This is a genomic window from Streptomyces torulosus (assembly GCF_001419765.1).
GTDB lineage: Bacteria > Actinomycetota > Actinomycetes > Streptomycetales > Streptomycetaceae > Streptomyces > Streptomyces torulosus.
Map to the genome: position 1 here is coordinate 1 of NZ_LIRK01000348.1, position 16,700 is coordinate 16,700.

A 16,700-nucleotide genomic window follows, 5' to 3' on the forward strand; every position below is an offset into this window, starting at 1 on the left:
GAGGCGAACCAGTGGCCGGAGGACGTGGTCGACTACTTCGGCGACTACACCAGCGGCGGCGACGAATGCCACATGGCGTTCCACTTCCCCGTCATGCCGAGGATCTTCATGGCGGTGCGCAGGGAATCGCGCTACCCCGTCTCGGAGATCCTCGCCAAGACCCCCGCGATCCCCTCCAACTGCCAGTGGGGCATCTTCCTGCGCAACCACGACGAGCTCACCCTCGAAATGGTCACCGACGAAGAACGCGACTACATGTACGCGGAGTACGCCAAAGATCCGCGCATGCGCGCCAACATCGGCATCCGCCGCCGCCTCGCCCCCCTGCTGGACAACGACCGCAACCAGATCGAACTGTTCACCGCCCTGCTGCTGTCCCTGCCCGGCTCGCCGATCCTCTACTACGGCGACGAGATCGGCATGGGCGACAACATCTGGCTCGGCGACCGGGACTCCGTCCGCACGCCGATGCAGTGGACCCCGGACCGCAACGCGGGCTTCTCGTCCAGTGATCCGGGGCGGCTGTTCCTCCCCACGATCATGGACCCGGTCTACGGCTACCAGGTCACCAACGTCGAGGCGTCGATGTCCTCACCCTCGTCGCTGCTGCACTGGACCCGCCGCATGATCGAGATCCGCAAGCAGAACCCCGCCTTCGGGCTGGGGTCGTACACGGAACTCCACTCGTCCAACCCGGCGGTCCTCGCCTATCTGCGCGAGTACAAGGACGACCTGGTGCTGTGCGTCAACAACTTCTCCCGGTTCGCACAGCCCACCGAACTCGACCTGAGCGCCTACGACGGACGCCACCCCGTCGAACTCATCGGCCAGGTCCGTTTCCCCGCCATCGGTGAACTCCCCTACCTCCTCACCCTCGCGGGCCACGGCTTCTACTGGTTCCGGCTCTCCCGAGTCCTCTCCCGCGCTGCCCTAGGGCGTTGAAGCGTGGGCCGGTGAAAGGACGCGTCACCATGCCGAAGACCGCATTGCTCCGGCCGAGCAGCGACAGGGGCGCCGCCGACCTGATGACCTCGCTCGCGGGACTGCTGCGCGACTGGCTGCCCCGGCAGCGCTGGTTCGCCGGCAAGGACCGGCCGGTCACGGACCTCACGCTGCTGTCCATGACGGAGCTGTATCCGGGATGTCTGCATCTCCTGGTGCACACCGGTCATGCCGGTCACAGCAGTCACGGCGGGGTGCCGGCTCCCGGCGGCACTCCCCCGGCCGGCGACTGCTACCAACTGCTGCTCGGCGTACGGGACCATCCGGCGCCGCGCCTGGGCCGGGCCCTCATCGGGCAGGTGCAGGAGGGTCCGCTCGCGGGGCACACGGTCTACGACGCGCTGTACGACCCCCGGTCGGCGCACCTGCTGCTGGAGCGGCTGCGGAACCCCGGCGCGGCGGGCCCGCTGCGCTTCGAGGCGGATCCGTCGGCGCACGTACCGGCCGGGCTGGCGCCGCGGCTGCTGGACGCCGAGCAGTCCAACTCGTCGCTGGTGTACGGCGACGCGTTCATCCTGAAGGTGTTCCGGCGCATCCAGCCCGGCGTCAATCCCGATCTGGAGGTACCCGGCGCGCTGGCGGGCCAGGGCTGCGGCCGGGTACCGGCGCCGGTGGCGTGGTTCCGGACGACCCGTCCGTTCGCGGCGACCCTCGGTGTGCTCCAGCCGTTCCTGCCCGACGCCTCCGACGGCTGGACGCTGGCGCTGGGCGCGCTCGCCGCCGGCGACGACTTCACGGCGCAGGCCCGTGAACTGGGGCGGGCCACGGCGGAGGTGCACCTCGCGCTGGCGTCGGCCTTCCCCGCCGGGGAGCACGACGAGAACGCGCGGACGGCGGCCGCGATGACCGAGCGGCTCGACGCGGCGGCGCGCAGTGTGCCGGCGCTGCGGCCGTACGTGCCCGGGCTGCGGACCGCGTTCCGTGCGCTGCTCACCTGCGATGCCGGGCCACCCGCACAGCGCATCCACGGCGATCTGCACCTCGGCCAGGTGCTGCGGGCCGGCCGGGAGTGGTTCGTCATCGACTTCGAGGGCGAGCCGTCCCGTCCGCTCGCCGAGCGGTGCGGCGCCCAGTCCCCGGTGCGGGACATCGCGGGGATGCTGCGCTCCTTCGACTACGCCGCCCGGCAGCGACGACCCTGGCGCCCTGAGTGGGCGCGCCTGTGCCGTGAGGCGTACTGCGCGGGCTATGCCGCCCGCGCCGGCTGGGACCCGCGCAAGAAGCACGGTCTGCTGCGCGCGTATGAGACCGACCGGGCCGTGTACGAGGTTCTGTACGAGGCACGGCACCGACCCGACTGGCTCCCCGTACCGATGGCGGCGATCGAGCGTCTCGCCGTAAGAGGAGGCTGAAGCAGTGGCCCTGCGCGACATCACTCCCCCCGAGTCGGCCGGTCCGCCGCCGCACCCGCCGGGCACCTTCGCGGGTGCCCCTCCCCTGTCCGCCGAGGACCGGGGACGGCTGCTGGCGGGCGCCCACCACGACCCGCACTCCCTGCTGGGCGCGCACCCGGTGCCCGGTGGGATCGCCGTCCGGGCGCTGCGGCCGTACGCGCACGCCGTGCGGGTCGTCATCGACGGGGTGCGCACGTACCTCTCGTCGGAGGGCGACGGTCTCTTCGCGGGGGTGGTGCCGCTCGACGCGATCCCCGACTACACGCTGCTGGTGTCGTACGAGGACGCCGACCTGGAGATCCACGACCCGTACCGGTTCCTTCCGGCGCTCGGCGACCTGGATCTGCATCTCATCCGTGAGGGCCGCCACGAGCAGTTGTGGAAGGCGCTGGGTGCCGAACCGATGGTCCACCAGGGTGTGGCCGGCACCCGATTCACGGTGTGGGCGCCCAACGCGCAAGGGGTGCGGGTCGCCGGGGACTTCGGCTGCTGGGACGGTACGGCGTTCCCGATGCGGTCACTGGGGTCGTCCGGGGTGTGGGAGCTGTTCCTGCCGGGCGTCGGTGAGGGCGCCCGGTACAAGTTCGAGATCACCTCACGGCACGGGCACCGTCTCCTCAAGGCCGACCCCATGGCACGGCAGGCGGAGGTGCCGCCCGCGACGGCGTCCGTGGTGACGGTCTCGCACCACGAGTGGGGCGACGCGGAGTGGATGGCGCGGCGCGGCGACACCCCGGTGCACGAGGCACCGTTCTCCGTGTACGAGGTCCATCTGCCCTCCTGGAAACCGGGGTTGACGTACCGTCAGCTGGCCGAGGAGCTTCCGGCGTATGTGAGGGACCTGGGTTTCACGCATGTGGAGTTCATGCCGGTCTCCCAGCACCCGTTCAGCGGGTCCTGGGGCTACCAGGTCACCGGGTTCTACGCGCCCACGGCCCGGCTCGGCGGCCCGGACGACCTGAAGCATCTGATCGACTCCCTGCACCGGGCGGGGATCGGCGTGATCATGGACTGGGTCCCGGCGCACTTCCCCAAGGACGACTGGGCGCTGGCCCGCTTCGACGGGGAGCCGCTGTACGAGCCCTGGGACTGGCGGCGGGCCGAGCATCCGGACTGGGGGACCTACGAGTTCGACTTCGGGCGCACGGAGGTCCGCAACTTCCTCGTCGCGAACGCCGTGTACTGGTGCGAGGAGTTCCACGTCGACGGTCTGCGGGTGGACGCGGTCGCGTCGATGCTCTACCTCGACTACTCGCGTGACTCCGGCCAGTGGTCGCCGAATGTGTTCGGCGGACGTGAGGACCTTGACGCGGTGGCCTTCCTCCAGGAGATGAACGCGACCGTGTACCGGCGGGCACCGGGCGTGGTGACCATCGCGGAGGAGTCCACGGCCTGGGACGGCGTGACCCGGCCGACCGACGGCGGCGGGCTGGGCTTCGGCCTGAAGTGGAACATGGGCTGGATGCACGACTCCCTCGGTTACATGGCGAAGGAGCCGGTGCACCGCAAGTACCACCACAACGAGATGACGTTCTCGATGGTGTACGCGTACAGCGAGAACTATGTGCTGCCGATCTCGCACGACGAGGTGGTGCACGGCAAGCAGGCGCTGGTGTCGAAGATGCCGGGCGACTGGTGGCAGCGGCGGGCGAACCACCGCGCCTATCTCGGCTTCATGTGGGCGCACCCCGGCAAGCAGCTCCTCTTCATGGGGCAGGAGTTCGCCCAGGGCGGCGAATGGTCCGAGCCGCACGGCCCCGACTGGTGGCTCCTCGACCCCGGGTACGGCGCGGAGCCCGATCACCGGGGTGTGCGGGACCTGGTCCGTGATCTGAACACGCTCTACCGGGGCACCCCGGCGCTCTGGCAGCGCGACAGTGATCCGGCGGGGTTCCAGTGGGTGAAGGGCGACGCCGCCGAGGACAACGTCTTCGCGTTCCTGCGGCTCGCCGCGGACGGCACCCCGCTGCTGTCCGTCTCCAACCTCAGCCCCGTGGTCCGCCACGACTACAGTCTGGGGGCGCCCGGCGACGTCTCCGCCTGGCAGGAGGTCCTCAACACCGACGCCGCCGTCTACGGAGGCGGTGACGTCGTCAACCCCGACCCGGTGAAGGCCGAGCCCGCCCCCTACGACGGCCGTCCGGCCACGCTCCGGCTGACCCTGCCGCCGCTGGCGACGATCTGGCTCAAGCCCGTGTAGATCCCGGCGTGAACTGCGCGGACGGCCTCCCCCGCACCCTCTGTTACCGTGCACATATGGCAGCGAACACGGCCGATGCCCGGCTCGAGGAGCGGTGGCGGGACATCCTCGCGGTGCACGCCCGCACGATGTGCGAGATCGACCGCGCGCTGCATCCGCACGGCCTCGGGGCCAGCGACTTCGAGGTGCTGGACGTCCTCGCGTCCGGGCTCGCCGCCGCGGACGCGGACGACCACTGCCGGGTGCAGAACATCGCGGGGAAGGTCCACCTCAGTCAGAGCGCCCTGTCCCGGCTGATCGCACGGCTGGAGAAGGACGGCCTGGTCACGCGCTCGGTCTGCGCCGAGGACCGGCGCGGGGTGCGGGTCGCGCTCACCGACAAGGGGCGCTCGCTGCACTCCGAGGTGCTGCCCCTGCAGCGCGACGTCCTGGCCAGGACGCTGCGCGGCGACTGACGCCGGCCGGTGCGGCGCCCTCTCCCGGGAAGGGGCTGCGAGGTCCGTGCACGCCTCGGGCCCCCTCCCTGGACGGTGGAGGTCAGAAGTCGTGCCCTCCCAGCAGGGTGCCCACGTCATGGGCGTCGAGGGTCAGGCCGTACGGTGAGCCGGCGTCGATGGTCAGGGACAGATCGCTGTCGGGCCACTGGGAGGCGAGGGCCCCGAGCGGTACCAGACGGTAGCGGGAGACGAACGGCAGCAGCTCGGCCATCGCCGGCTCCGAGGTGAACACCGGGACGACCTGTTCGCCTCCGGGCTGCTCCAGGACGGGCAGCGCCACGGCCGTGGGGTCGTTCAGGGCAGCGTCGTCGGCGTCGTCCGGCACGGGGACCAGGACGTCGCTTCCGGCCAGGGTGTCCAGCGCGGCCGTGTCGCCGTTGTCGAGGGCGAGGGCGGTCAGCGCCTGCTGGGCCGGTGTGGCGTCCTGGGGCGCGGGATGGTTGTTGGCGGGTATGTCCATTGGAAGATCCCTGATAGTGGGGACGGGCCGCCCGGACAAGATCCGTACCGGGCGCGACGCCCCTCGCGTACCCGATCCACGGACAGCCATTCCTGCGCCCCGCCGACGCCCCGCCGATGCCGGTGCTGCGGACGGGGCGCAGGCGAGCACCTCACTTCGGACACGGTCCGTCGGCACCGACCCAGCCGGAGCCGTTCAGCACGCACACCCGCAGCTTGCCCTCGCCGGGCGCGGACACGGCGAGCCTGCCGTCGGTGACGGTCCTGACATCGCCGGTGACGGCGTCACGGTAGGTGCCGTTCGGGACGCCGGTGAAGGTGGCGGCGCCGGTGACGGTGACCAGGGCGAAGCTGTCCGTCGCCCCGACGGTGCAGCGGCGTGCGGATGCCGCACCAGTGGCGGGGAGAGGGTCGTGGCGCAAGGGGAGGCCGCGGAAGGGGCGCGCACGGCGGGCAACCGCATCGAGGCGTCGGGCGGCGGGTGGGACCGGCGGGTGAGAATCGACCAGTAGTGGTGACCGGCGCCCACGCGCCCGCCGAGGCGCTCCGCCTAGCGTGGGCGCATGACCATGCAACCCTGGTTTCCCGCCGCCAAGCTGGGCATCTTCCTCCACTACGGCATCTACGCCGTGGACGGGGTGCCCGAGTCCTGGTCCTTCTACTGGGGCGAGGTGACGCACGAGCACTACATGAAACAGCTCGACGGCTTCACCGCCTCCCGCTACGACCCGCGGGCCTGGGCCGACCTGTTCGCCCGCGTCGGCGCGCGGTACGCGGTGCTCACCGCCCGGCACCACGACGGTGTCGCCCTGTGGGACACCGCGCAGGGCGACCTGAGTGTGGTCCGGCGGAGCCCGGCGGGCCGGGACCTGGTCGCCGGGTACGTCGACGCGCTGCGCGAGCGCGGCCTGAAGGTCGGCCTCTACTACTCGCACTCCGACTGGAGCCACCCGGACTACGCGAGCCTCCGCCACCCCGACATCGAGCGGTGGCCGCAGAGCCACCCCGGTGGCAACGACGCCAACCCGTACTCCCATGCCGCGCCCGGCCAGGAGGACCCCGCCGCCTGGGACCGCTTCCTCGCCTACCGCGACGCCCAGGTGGGTGAGCTGGTCGAGCGCTTCCGCCCCGACCTGCTCTGGTTCGACGGCGAGTGGGAACGCACCGAACAGCAGTGGCGGATCGAGGAGTTGGCCCGGCTGATCCTCGCGGAGAACCCGGACACCGTCCTCAACGCCCGCATGCTGAGCCACGGCGACTACGCCACCCCGGAGCAGGGCGTGCCGCTCGAAGCACCCGACGGCCCGTGGGAGTTGTGCCTCACCGTCAACGACTCATGGGGCTTCCAGCACCACGACGACAACCACAAGTCGGTGCGCCAACTGGTGCGCTACTTCACCGAGACGATCGGCATGGGCGGCAATCTGCTGCTGGACGTCGGGCCCCGCGAGGACGGGACGATCACCGACGAGCAGATCGAGCGGCTGGAGGGGCTCGGCACGTGGATCGGCCGCCACTCCGACGCCGTGTACGGCACGGTCGCCGGGCTGCCCGCGGGGCATCACTACGGCCCCAGCACGCTCTCCGCGGACCGGCGCACCCTGTATCTGATGTGCTTCGACGTGCCGCGCGAGTCCGTGGCGGTCCGGGGACTGCGCAACCGGGTCACCCGGGTCACCGTCCTCGGCACGGGCACCGAACTGGACCACCGGGTGATCGGCGGCCTCGACGCGGTGCCCGGCGTGACCTGGATCGACGCCCCCGACGAGGCCGACCTCGACCCGTACGCGACGGTGCTCGCCGTCGAACTCGACGGGGAACTGGACCTCTACCGGGGCGCGGGGCGCGACTGAGCGAGGACCTCGTCGACGGTCACCACCCGCACCAGGGGCCGGTACAGGCCCAGTACGTGCAGGGCCTTGGCGTGGGAGTCGTCGTCGGCGCCGGCGCAGGCGTCGGCGACCACCAGCACCTCGACCCCGGCGTCGGCGGCGGCGAGGGCGGTGGACAGCACACAGCAGTCGGTGCTGACCCCGGCCAGGACCAGGCGCCCGTCCCCGCCGAGGCGGGCGGCGAGGTCCGGGCCCCATTTGCCGAAGGTGGGCGCGTCCAGGAGGTGGCGTGCGCCACCGGTGTGGCCCTCCGAGAAGTCGTCGACCAGGTGCCAGAGCGGGGCGTCGGCCGGCCGCAGGGCGAAGGTCCACCGGTCGTAGTACGCCCGCCAGGCGCCCTCGGGGTGCTCCGGCGCGATGAAGCGGGTGAACACGACGCGGTCGCCGAACGCCGGCAACAGGCGCCGCACCCCGGCCGCGGCCTCGTCGAAGCGGGGCGCGGCCCAGGGGCTGTCCGGTTCGGCGAAGACCCGCTGCATGTCGATGACGGCGAGCAGACCGGGCGGGGCGTCGGGGAGGTCGTGGGGCGACTCCGCGGGCAGGGCGTCCGGGGCGCCGTGGGACGGGTCCGTGAGCGGGGCGTCCGGGGCGCCGTGGGACGGGTTCGTGGTCATGCGCGTCCCTCCTGCGCCCGCACCCGGCCCCGCGACAGCAGCAGGGTGCCGAGGAAGCCGACCGCCAGGGCGATCAGGACGCCCAGGTTGGCGAAGGCCCAGTCGCCGGTCCTGCCGCCGAGGCCGAGGGGGCCGAGCAGATAGCCCTGCCAGTCCAGCCAGCCCGCCGCCGTGTTGGTGACCAGGCCCCACCCGAGGGTCGTGGCGGCGAGGGTGAGCAGGAGGGGGCCCGGTGGGATGTCGCCGTAGCGGCCGTCGGGGCGGAACAGGTCCTCCTCGGCGTAGTCGCGGCGCCGCAGCAGCAGGTCGGCCAGCATCACCCCGCACCAGGCGGCGACGGGCACGCCGAGCGTGGTGAGGAAGCCGATGAACGGGCCGAGGAAGTCGTCGGCGAAGAAGACGATGTAGACGGCGCCCGCGATCATCAGGACGCCGTCGACCAGCGCGGCCAGGGGGCGGGGCACGCGTAGGCCCGCGGCGAGCAGGGCGAGTCCGGAGGAGTAGATGTCGAGGACCGCGCCGCCGACGAGACCGAGCACGGCGACGGCGGCGAACGGGATCAGGAACCAGGTGGGCAGGAGCGTGGTGAGCGCGCCGACGGGGTCGAGGGCGATCGCCTCGCCGAGTTCGGCGGAGGAGCCGGCGAGGAGCAGGCCGAAGACCAGCAGGAGCAGCGGGGCCAGGGAGGCGCCGAAGGTGGTCCAGCCGACGACGCCCCGGCCGGAGGCGGTGCGGGGCAGGTAACGGGAGTAGTCGGCCGCCGCGTTGACCCAGCCGAGGCCGAAGCCGGTCATCATGAAGACGAGGGCGCCGATGAACTCCTGGGCGGAGCCCGCAGGTACGGCGCTGACGGTGGACCAGTGGATGTGGTCGGCCACCAGCACGACGTACACGAGCGTCAGGATCCCGGTGACGACGGTGATGACGGTCTGGAGGCGCATGATGAGGTCGAAGCCCATGACGCCGACGACCACGACGAGCGCGGCGACGAGGACGAGCGCCACCACCTTGGTCTCGTCGCCCCCGCCGGTGCCGAACCTGCGGAAGACGGTCGCGGTGGCCATCGTGGCGAGGGCGCACAGGACGGTCTCCCAGCCGACGGTGAGCAGCCAGGACACGGCCGCGGGCAGCCGGTTACCGCGCACCCCGTAGGCGGCGCGGCTGAGCACCATGGTGGGCGCCGAGCCGCGTTTCCCGGCGACCGCGACGAAACCGCACAGCAGGAACGAGAAGACGATGCCGAGGATCCCGGCGGCCAGGGCCTGCCCGAAGGAGATGCCGAAGCCGAGGGCGAACGCGCCGTAACTCATGCCGAGGACGGAGACGTTGGCGCCGAACCAGGGCCAGAAGAGGGTGCGTGGGGTGCCCTTGCGGTCGGCGTCGCCGATCACGTCGAGGCCGTGCGTCTCCACCTGGAGGGGGCGGACCGAGGGAGTGTCGTCGGAGCGTGGGGCGTCCGTCATCGTCGACCTGCCTGTCTGATCGCGGCTGATCACGTCCAGGGGAACGTAGGTGTGCCGGTCAGACGCGTCAAGGAGGCGCCCGCACGGGCGGTGTGGCCCCCACCCCGACAGGAGAAGTACCCCTTTTGCACATATTTACCGCAGCTGTCAGCATCGAAAGGGGGACCGCCAACACAACAGACCGGAGACACCGTGGCAGCGGAACAGAGCGACGGCTCCGGAGCGGAATTCGTCGAGGCCCTCGTGCGGTTGCGCGCCGACGCACCGGCGGGCGGGCTGGCCGACTGGGCCGGCGAACACGGGCTCGATGTGACGCCCATGGCCGCGGGCGCCCTTCTCACGGGCACCGCCGACCGGTTCACCGAGGCCTTCGGTGAACCTCCGGGCGATCGCGCGGAACCCCGGTCCCTCCCCGTCCCGGCGGCGCTCGAAGGTACGGCACGGTCCGTCACCGTCCTGCCGCTGCCCGCCCTCGGCACCGACACCCCATTCCCGGACGCCGACCCCCCTTTCCCGGACTGAGCGACGACCGTCCCGGTCGCCCTCCCCGCGGCGACCCCTGGAGGACCCGATGACGCTCCCCATGACGCCCCAGTACGGGCAGCCCGCGCCGGAGCACGTGTACGGCTATGTGTCCGCCCGGTCGCGGGGCGGGGTGCCCATGACCCGGGCCACGCGGTGGGACGCGGCCGAGCCCTTCCGGACCGACCCGGAGAGCCAGGAGCGCGCCGAGGCGTACCTCCTCGCGGCCGGACTCACCGTCACCGCCGAGAGCCGCCTCGGCTTCGCCGTGAGCGGGCCGCCCGCCGCGTACGAGGAACTGACGGGCGGGCGGCTCGAGACGTACGAGGACCTGCACCAGGTCGAGATGGACCACATCCGGTACGTGACCCAGCTGGACATCGTGGGCGAGCGGCAGCCCGAGGCCCACGGGGTGGGCGACGTACCGGGCACCGACGCGATCGAGGCCGTGACGCTGGAGTCGCCGAGGACACCGGCACGTCTGGTGCCGTCCGCGCAGCCGCCCAACGTCGACCGGTTCCACCTGCGGCTGCCGGGCGACGTCGCCATGCTGCTCGGCGCCACCCGCGCCCACGCCCGGGGCCAGGTGGGGGCGGGGGTCCAGGTCGCCATGGTGGACACCGGGCAGTTCCCGCACACCTACTTCGCCGCGCACGGCTACCGGATCGCGCCGACCGTCGCGGTCCTGCCCGGCACGAACCCCGCGCAGGACCCCATCGGGCACGGCACCGGGGAGTCGGCGAACGTCTTCGCCGTGGCGCCCGGGGCCGAGCTGCGGCCCTACCGGGCGAGCGACAACTCCGGGAACCTGACGGGCGCGTTCACGGCGTTCATCCGCGCGAAGGCCGACTGCGTGACCGCGAAGGCCGCGGGCGCCCCCCAGGTGCTCACCAACTCCTGGGGCGGGTCGCGGACCTTCCCGCCCGTGGGTCCGCCGACGGAGACCGACAACGTGTTCGCCCTGGAGATCCGGGACGCGATCGAGCAGGGCGTTACCGTCGTCTTCTCCGCGATGAACGGCCAGTTCGCAATGGAACCGCAGGTACCGGGTGTGCTCTCGGTCGGCGGGGTGTTCGTGGGGCCGGGACTGGAGCTGCGGGCCTCCGACTACGCGAGCGGGTACGCGAGCCCCTGGTTCGAGGGTGTCGTGGTGCCCGTCGTGTCCGGTCTGGTCGGGATGCGGCCCCGGGCGCAGTACCTGATGCTGCCGGTGCCGCCCGGCTGCGCGCTCGACGTGTCGGAGAGCCGAGTGCAGGGCGACGGGCAGCGGCCCGAGCGCGGCGACGACACGGCGCCGAACGACGGATGGGCGCTGTTCTCCGGTACGTCGGCGGCGGCGCCGCAGGTCGCGGGCGCGGCGGCGGTACTGCTCGGCGCCCGCCCGGAGCTGACCCCGGCCCAGGTCGTCGAGGCGCTCGCGGCGACGGCGGTCGACGTCACCATCGGCGCGAACCATCCGAGATTCAACCGTCCGGCGCGGATCGGCCCGGACGAGGCGACCGGCGCGGGTCTGGTGAACGTCGACGCGGCCCTGTCCTTCGCAGTCGACGGATTCCGCTGACGGTCCGGGAACGGGCGGCACAGAGCGCGGAGGAACCATGTCGCTGTGGGAGCGCACCCCCGAACGCCGGCGGGCGACCGCCTGGCCGCCGGCGGAACCGCCCGGCGCGGCCGTGGCGGTCACGGCGGCCGACGAGGGCGGCGGGCTGCGGCCGGGGACGCTGCACCGCGGGGTGAGCGGGGTGGACCGGGGGCCGGTGCCCATGTCCGCGGAGCAGTTCGACGGGCTCCGGGACCCGATGGCCAGGGTCTTCTTCCGGCGGGGCCGCTGGCCGATGACCTTGGAGGAGGTGCTCGACGGGCTCGCGGAGGCGGGGGAACTCCCGGCGCAGTCCGTGTACCTGATCGGTGAGGCCGGTCAGATCCCGCCGCACGAGGCGCCGGGGCTGCGCCGCGACTTCCGTTTCGCGATCACCCGCGCGGAACCGGGCAAGGACGCCGACCTGCTGGTCAGCAGCGACCCCGGCTCGGTCTTCCTCCAGGTCGCCGCCTGGGATCCGCAGGCGCGGGTCTTCAACTACTACATGCGGATCTCACCCGCCTGGGTGTGGACCGGTGACTCGTGGTCGGCGCTGGCACCTCGGTCACGGGGCAAGGGCTGCTTCGACAGCCATGTCAACGGCAGTGTCGTGATGAAGGAGCTGAAGCAGCCCTGGAGCAACTGGCAGTCCATGTCCGCGACGATCCAGCTCGCCCCCGACGACCCGTTGCGCGACAACCCCCTGTACCGCCAGGTCATCGGCGCCGAGCGCCTGGAACTCACCGTGAAGGGCCTCGTCTCGCGGTGGACCGCCGCCCGCCTGTCGACCGTCGTCACCGACGGCGTGGTGACCCACCCCGACCGTCTGCTGCGGCAGTTGCTCACCAGCACCACGGTCAACCTGGCCAGCACGTCCGTGCAGAGCGCGACCGTGGCCGCCTCGGGCCAGGACCTGGTGCTGCCGCTGGGGTTCTGGCTGAACGCCGATGCCCTGCTCAACGACCTCGGCCTGCCGGTGGGCGCGGCAAACGCGCCATCCGCGCCTGCGTCGCTCTACGCGGACAGCGTCGCCGCGTTCGGTTTCCGGATGGAGGAGCGGGTCAGCGGGTTCACACGGCCCGGCGACACCTTCTTCGCCTTCATGGTCCCGGAGGCCGCGTACGAGGACAACGACGTGGTGCGGCAGGCGGTGGAGCGGGGGCTCGTCCCCGCCAGGTTCGCGGCCTGCGCGCTGATGGTCGACTTCTCCGAGCCGGTCTTCAGCCCCGTCCGCGCCCACCTGATGCGTTACGTGCCGACCGCGCCGGTGCCCGTGTCGACATGGTGCGCCGACATCGCCGCGGCCGTGGTCGACGCCGCGCGCACCCTGCCCGCCGACAGTCCCGAGGCCGAGTTCGCGCGCAACTGGGCGGTCCCGGAGGCGGAGTGGCCCGAGGTGTTCGCCCGGCGGGTGGACGCGTATCTGGAGAAGGTCGCGGCGCGGATCCGTACGGCGTCGGGCTTCGACGACTGTGTGCGGCTCGCGGAGTCACGTCGCCGCACGTTCAAGGAGATGCGGCTCAACGAGTTCGCGCTCACCCTGCCGACGACCGACATCCCCGCCGACGCCCCTCGGCTGCGCATGCACGAGGACGGCACCGTCGGTGAAGCGACCAGCGGAGGTTCTCCATGACCACCATCAGCGCGTACGGGCCTCCCGGCCGGCTCACCGACCTCGACGACGCGGGCAGGCAGGCGTGGCACGTCTTCATCAGCGACAGCGTCGACGAGGCGATCACCGGCCCGGACCCCGCCGAGGTGCTCCACAACAGCCCCCGGCCGCAGTTCTACAACCTCACCAGGACGGACACCGCCGAGGACGCGGTCCGGGCGGCCGTCACCTGGACGGCGTTCCCGAACCGGCTGAGGTCAGCGATCTCCGACCGGCAGCGCTGGCAGCGCGCCGACGCCAGCCGCGACGTGCAGGACGAGTACTGCGAGTGGAGCGTGACCCGCGACGACTCGGGGAAAATCACCCGCGTCACGTTCACCTGTGAGGGCCCCGAGTACTGGGACGTGCTCGCCCGCACCGACCCGGACAAGGTGCTCGACCTCTACCGCGCGCACATCGGCCCGGCCGTGCGGCGGAGCGATCTCTTCGGCCCGGACGGCCGGTACGTGCGACGCAACAAGTGGAACGACTCCACCACCCAGGGCGCGATGCACCTCATCCAGCAGTCCAACACCCTCGGCGCCGAGATCGAGCTGGCGGCCGCGGCGACGATCCGGCGGGTCGTCGGCGGGCGGGAACTCACCGGCGCGCAGGAACTCATCGCCTGCGCCAAGTACGGCGTACCGGACCGCAACAGCGATCCGCACATCGGTGAGGTGGTCAACTCGGTGGCCCGGCAGAAGGCGGACATCGCGCTCAGCGACCCCGTCGGCATCTACTTCGACGACCTGGCCACCGACGGCTGGAGCACCCCCGACGGCTCCGACCCCAAGAGCTTCTGGCGGTTCGAGCGCGGCGACACCGACGTGCCCGTACGGGCCGTCTACGAGGTGCCGGGCGACCGGGACTTCACCGTGGGCGACATCACCATCGCCGGACGGCCCATCGAGTTCGGCGCGCAGATCACCGACTTCGTCACCGTGAAGCTGACGGCCACCGCCTGCCGTATCGGCCTCAGCACGGCCCCGCCGCAGACCGCCTGCGTGGAACTCGCGGCGGGCGACGACGTGACACCGGGCGCCTTCTCCCCCGGCACGTTCTCCGCGCAGGGCTACCTCGGCAGCCGACCCGACCAGGCACCGCGCAGCACACGGCTCGTGGCGTAGCGCTCCCCAACCCATCCAACCCACTGCCAGACCGGGAGGCGGATCATGACAACAGCGGAACTCTTCTCCCCCACGGAATCCGACTACCTGTCCCAGCTGACGAGCGCAGCCGCACGCTATGCGGACCGCACCGAGCGACGGGAGCGGAACCGGGAAGTGCTGCGGACCCGCGGCGTGCTGCACGCCGACGAACCGGAGCGGGTCGAGAAGCGGCTGGCGCGGCTCGGCGCGGACTGGTCGCTGGCGACGGCGATCGAGCGGGAGCCGTCGGACCCGGTCGCGGCGGCCGGGAGCACCCTGCGGCTGCCGCCGGAGAGCTTCGGCAGCGATGTGCTGGGCCTGGAGCGGCTGATCGGACGCAACAACCTCACCCCGGTGGCGTTCCTGGAGGAGGGGGCGCTCGTCTCCCGCTCGGTCGGCCGGGTCACCATCAACGGGCCCGGCGGCGGTCACGGCACCGGTTTCATGGTGTCGCCGTCCCTGCTGCTCACCAACAACCATGTGCTGCGCAGCCAGGAGGAGGCCCGCCGCAGTGTGGTCGCGTTCTCGCTGCAGGCCGGGATCGACGGCAGGCCGCTGGCCCCCGCGGTGTTCCAGCTGGAGCCGCACCGGTTCTTCGTCACCGACCGGGAGCTGGACTTCAGTCTGGTCGCGGTGGCCGAGCGCGGGGCGGGGGGCGAGGCCCTGGCGTCCTTCGGCCGGCTGACGCTGAGCGAGGCGCAGGGCACGGTCGTCGTCGGGGAGTTCGTCAACATCATCCAGCACCCGCGGGGCGAGCCCAAGCAGTTGGCGCTGCGCGAGAACCAGATCGTGGACATCCTCGACCTGTTCACGCACTACGAGAGCGACACCCGTGAGGGTTCCTCGGGTTCGCCGGTCTTCAACGACCAGTGGGAGGTCGTGGCGCTGCACCATTCGGCCGTTCCGAAGACCGACGCCGAGGGACGTCCGCTGAGCGTCGACGGGGTGCCGTGGACGCCGGACATGGGCGACGACCGGCTGGCGTGGAAGGCCAACGAGGGGGTGCGGATCAGCCGGGTGCTGCGCGCCCTGCGCGAGATCACCCTGACCGGGGCGGCCGCCCGGCTCCGTGACGAGGTGTTCGTCGCCGGGACCGCCGCGGCCGGGCCCGCCCCGGCGCCGGTGGAGAGCGCCCCGCCGGCGGCCGCGCCCGCTCCGTCGGGCAATGGTGCGGCGGCCCGGCCAGGACCCGGCGGGGCGCGGGCGTTCGTCGCCGACGGCACCGCCCATCTGACGATCCCGCTGCGGATCAGCGTCGGTCTCGACCCGTCGGTGTTCCCCGTCGCGAGCGTGACCGCCCCGCCGCCCGGCCCCGTGCCCACGGCACCGCCCCCGGCCGGGCGGCCCGACACGGCGTCCGCCGCGGAACGCGACGTCGAGGCGGCCCTCGTCAACCACCGGCTCGCCCGCGAGCGGCCGTACTACGACCGGCCCGCCGACGCCGCCGCACGCGAGGCCTACTACGCGGGCGTCGACACCGTCGACGGGGACGCGCTGCGGCGCGCGCTCACCGAGCTGCTGACCCAGACCCACAACCCGCGGCCCCGGTACAAGCCGATGCGGCTCGTCTACCCGTGGGTGGATCTGCACCGGGACGGCCGGCTGCGCAGCATCTACTCCGGGAACGACTTCTCCGCCGAGGAGTTCATCCGCGCGGACGCGGCCGTCGAGGCGGCCCGCACGGCCCGTATCCAGGAGCTGTTCCTGCACGAGGGGACGGCGGGACCGGCCGAGTTCGAGGCGGAGTTCGACGCGCTGGAGGCGTCGATGCCGTTCAACTGCGAACACGTGGTGCCGCAGTCGTGGTTCCTGAAGAAGGAGCCGATGCGGGGCGATCTCCACCATCTGTTCGCCTGCGAGGTCGGCTGCAACAGCTTCCGCGGCAACTTCCCGTACTTCGACTTCCCTCACTTCGACGAGGCGGTCCGGGACGCCTGCGGGCTGCGCGAGTCCAACGGGTTCGAGCCGCAGGAGGGCAAGGGCACGGTCGCCCGCGCCACCCTGTACTTCCTGCTGCGCTACCCCAAGCAGGTCGGCGACACCGCGCGCGAGTTCCCCGAGGACCGGCTGCCCCTGCTGCTGTCGTGGCACGCGAGCGAGCCGGTGACCGAGTACGAACTGCACCGCAACGCCGCCATAGCGGAGCTCCAGGGCAACCGGAATCCCCTGATAGACCACCCGGAGTGGGCCGAGAAGATCGACTTTTCGGGGGTCTGGCCCTGATGTGTCGGGGCTTGTGACCACCCCGGTGGCGGGATCGGGCGGGCGGCGGTTTAGCA

The 16,700-nt window shown here is 72.1% G+C and carries 13 protein-coding genes and 1 pseudogene; 10 read left to right on the forward strand and 4 right to left on the reverse strand.

Annotated elements, in window-relative coordinates:
• The 4 genes from AOK23_RS23965 to AOK23_RS23980 form a co-directional block, all read left to right on the forward strand.
• The coding region (locus AOK23_RS23965) for an alpha-glucosidase C-terminal domain-containing protein (protein ID WP_206336276.1) at positions 1–942 on the forward strand (942 nt) is incomplete at its 5' end.
• A gap of 29 nt (positions 943–971) precedes the next feature.
• Entirely contained in the window at positions 972–2,354 is a 1,383-nt protein-coding gene (locus AOK23_RS23970; protein WP_055714727.1) for a maltokinase N-terminal cap-like domain-containing protein, read from the forward strand.
• Positions 2,355–2,358: 4 nt separating this feature from the next.
• Positions 2,359–4,596 (forward strand): 1,4-alpha-glucan branching enzyme, encoded by a 2,238-nt coding sequence (glgB, locus tag AOK23_RS23975; RefSeq protein ID WP_055714728.1) that lies wholly within the window; start codon positions 2,359–2,361, stop codon positions 4,594–4,596.
• A gap of 56 nt (positions 4,597–4,652) precedes the next feature.
• A complete protein-coding gene (locus AOK23_RS23980; RefSeq protein WP_055714729.1) occupies positions 4,653–5,051 on the forward strand; it encodes a MarR family winged helix-turn-helix transcriptional regulator in 399 nt (132 codons plus the stop codon).
• Between the two features lie 82 nt (positions 5,052–5,133).
• On the opposite strand, the gene AOK23_RS23985 is transcribed toward AOK23_RS23980, so the two are convergent.
• Together AOK23_RS23985 and AOK23_RS23990 are read right to left on the reverse strand one after the other, a co-directional pair.
• Positions 5,134–5,553: an SseB family protein gene (locus tag AOK23_RS23985; protein WP_055714730.1), complete on the reverse strand. Its 420-nt coding sequence runs from the start codon at positions 5,551–5,553 to the stop codon at positions 5,134–5,136.
• Between the two features lie 151 nt (positions 5,554–5,704).
• Positions 5,705–5,941, reverse strand: a pseudogene (locus AOK23_RS23990) (hypothetical protein); the annotation flags it as partial.
• A 174-nt stretch (positions 5,942–6,115) separates the two neighbouring features.
• On the opposite strand from AOK23_RS23990, the gene AOK23_RS23995 reads away from it, so the two are divergent.
• Positions 6,116–7,405 (forward strand): alpha-L-fucosidase, encoded by a 1,290-nt coding sequence (locus tag AOK23_RS23995; protein WP_055714732.1) that lies wholly within the window; start codon positions 6,116–6,118, stop codon positions 7,403–7,405.
• Here the strand turns inward: AOK23_RS23995 and AOK23_RS24000 are convergent.
• Together AOK23_RS24000 and AOK23_RS24005 are read right to left on the reverse strand one after the other, a co-directional pair.
• The gene (locus tag AOK23_RS24000) at positions 7,381–8,058 is read right to left on the reverse strand and encodes a cysteine hydrolase family protein (RefSeq protein ID WP_079049653.1); all 678 of its coding nucleotides are present in this window, start codon (positions 8,056–8,058) and stop codon (positions 7,381–7,383) included. The genes AOK23_RS23995 and AOK23_RS24000 overlap by 25 nt on opposite strands.
• Positions 8,055–9,521, reverse strand: coding sequence for a purine-cytosine permease family protein (locus tag AOK23_RS24005; protein WP_055714733.1), 1,467 nt, complete (start codon positions 9,519–9,521; stop codon positions 8,055–8,057). Before AOK23_RS24005 ends, AOK23_RS24000 begins: the two co-directional genes overlap by 4 nt.
• 192 nt (positions 9,522–9,713) lie before the next feature.
• Between AOK23_RS24005 and AOK23_RS24010 the strand changes: the two genes are divergently transcribed.
• From AOK23_RS24010 to AOK23_RS24030, 5 genes are read left to right on the forward strand one after another with little or no spacing between them, the layout of a single operon-like run.
• Positions 9,714–10,043, forward strand: a complete 330-nt coding sequence (locus AOK23_RS24010) for a hypothetical protein (RefSeq protein ID WP_055714734.1) — start codon at positions 9,714–9,716, stop codon at positions 10,041–10,043.
• Between the two features lie 49 nt (positions 10,044–10,092).
• Positions 10,093–11,604 carry a S8 family serine peptidase gene (locus tag AOK23_RS24015; protein WP_055714735.1) on the forward strand — a complete coding sequence of 504 codons (1,512 nt, stop codon included), beginning with the start codon at positions 10,093–10,095 and terminating at the stop codon, positions 11,602–11,604.
• Positions 11,605–11,641: 37 nt separating this feature from the next.
• Positions 11,642–13,255, forward strand: coding sequence for a hypothetical protein (locus tag AOK23_RS24020; protein ID WP_055714736.1), 1,614 nt, complete (start codon positions 11,642–11,644; stop codon positions 13,253–13,255).
• The gene (locus AOK23_RS24025) at positions 13,252–14,400 is read left to right on the forward strand and encodes a hypothetical protein (RefSeq protein ID WP_055714737.1); all 1,149 of its coding nucleotides are present in this window, start codon (positions 13,252–13,254) and stop codon (positions 14,398–14,400) included. The genes AOK23_RS24020 and AOK23_RS24025 overlap by 4 nt, the downstream gene beginning before the upstream one ends.
• Before the next feature lie 45 nt (positions 14,401–14,445).
• Positions 14,446–16,644: an endonuclease gene (locus AOK23_RS24030; RefSeq protein WP_055714738.1), complete on the forward strand. Its 2,199-nt coding sequence runs from the start codon at positions 14,446–14,448 to the stop codon at positions 16,642–16,644.
• The last annotated feature ends 56 nt before the right edge of the window (positions 16,645–16,700 follow it).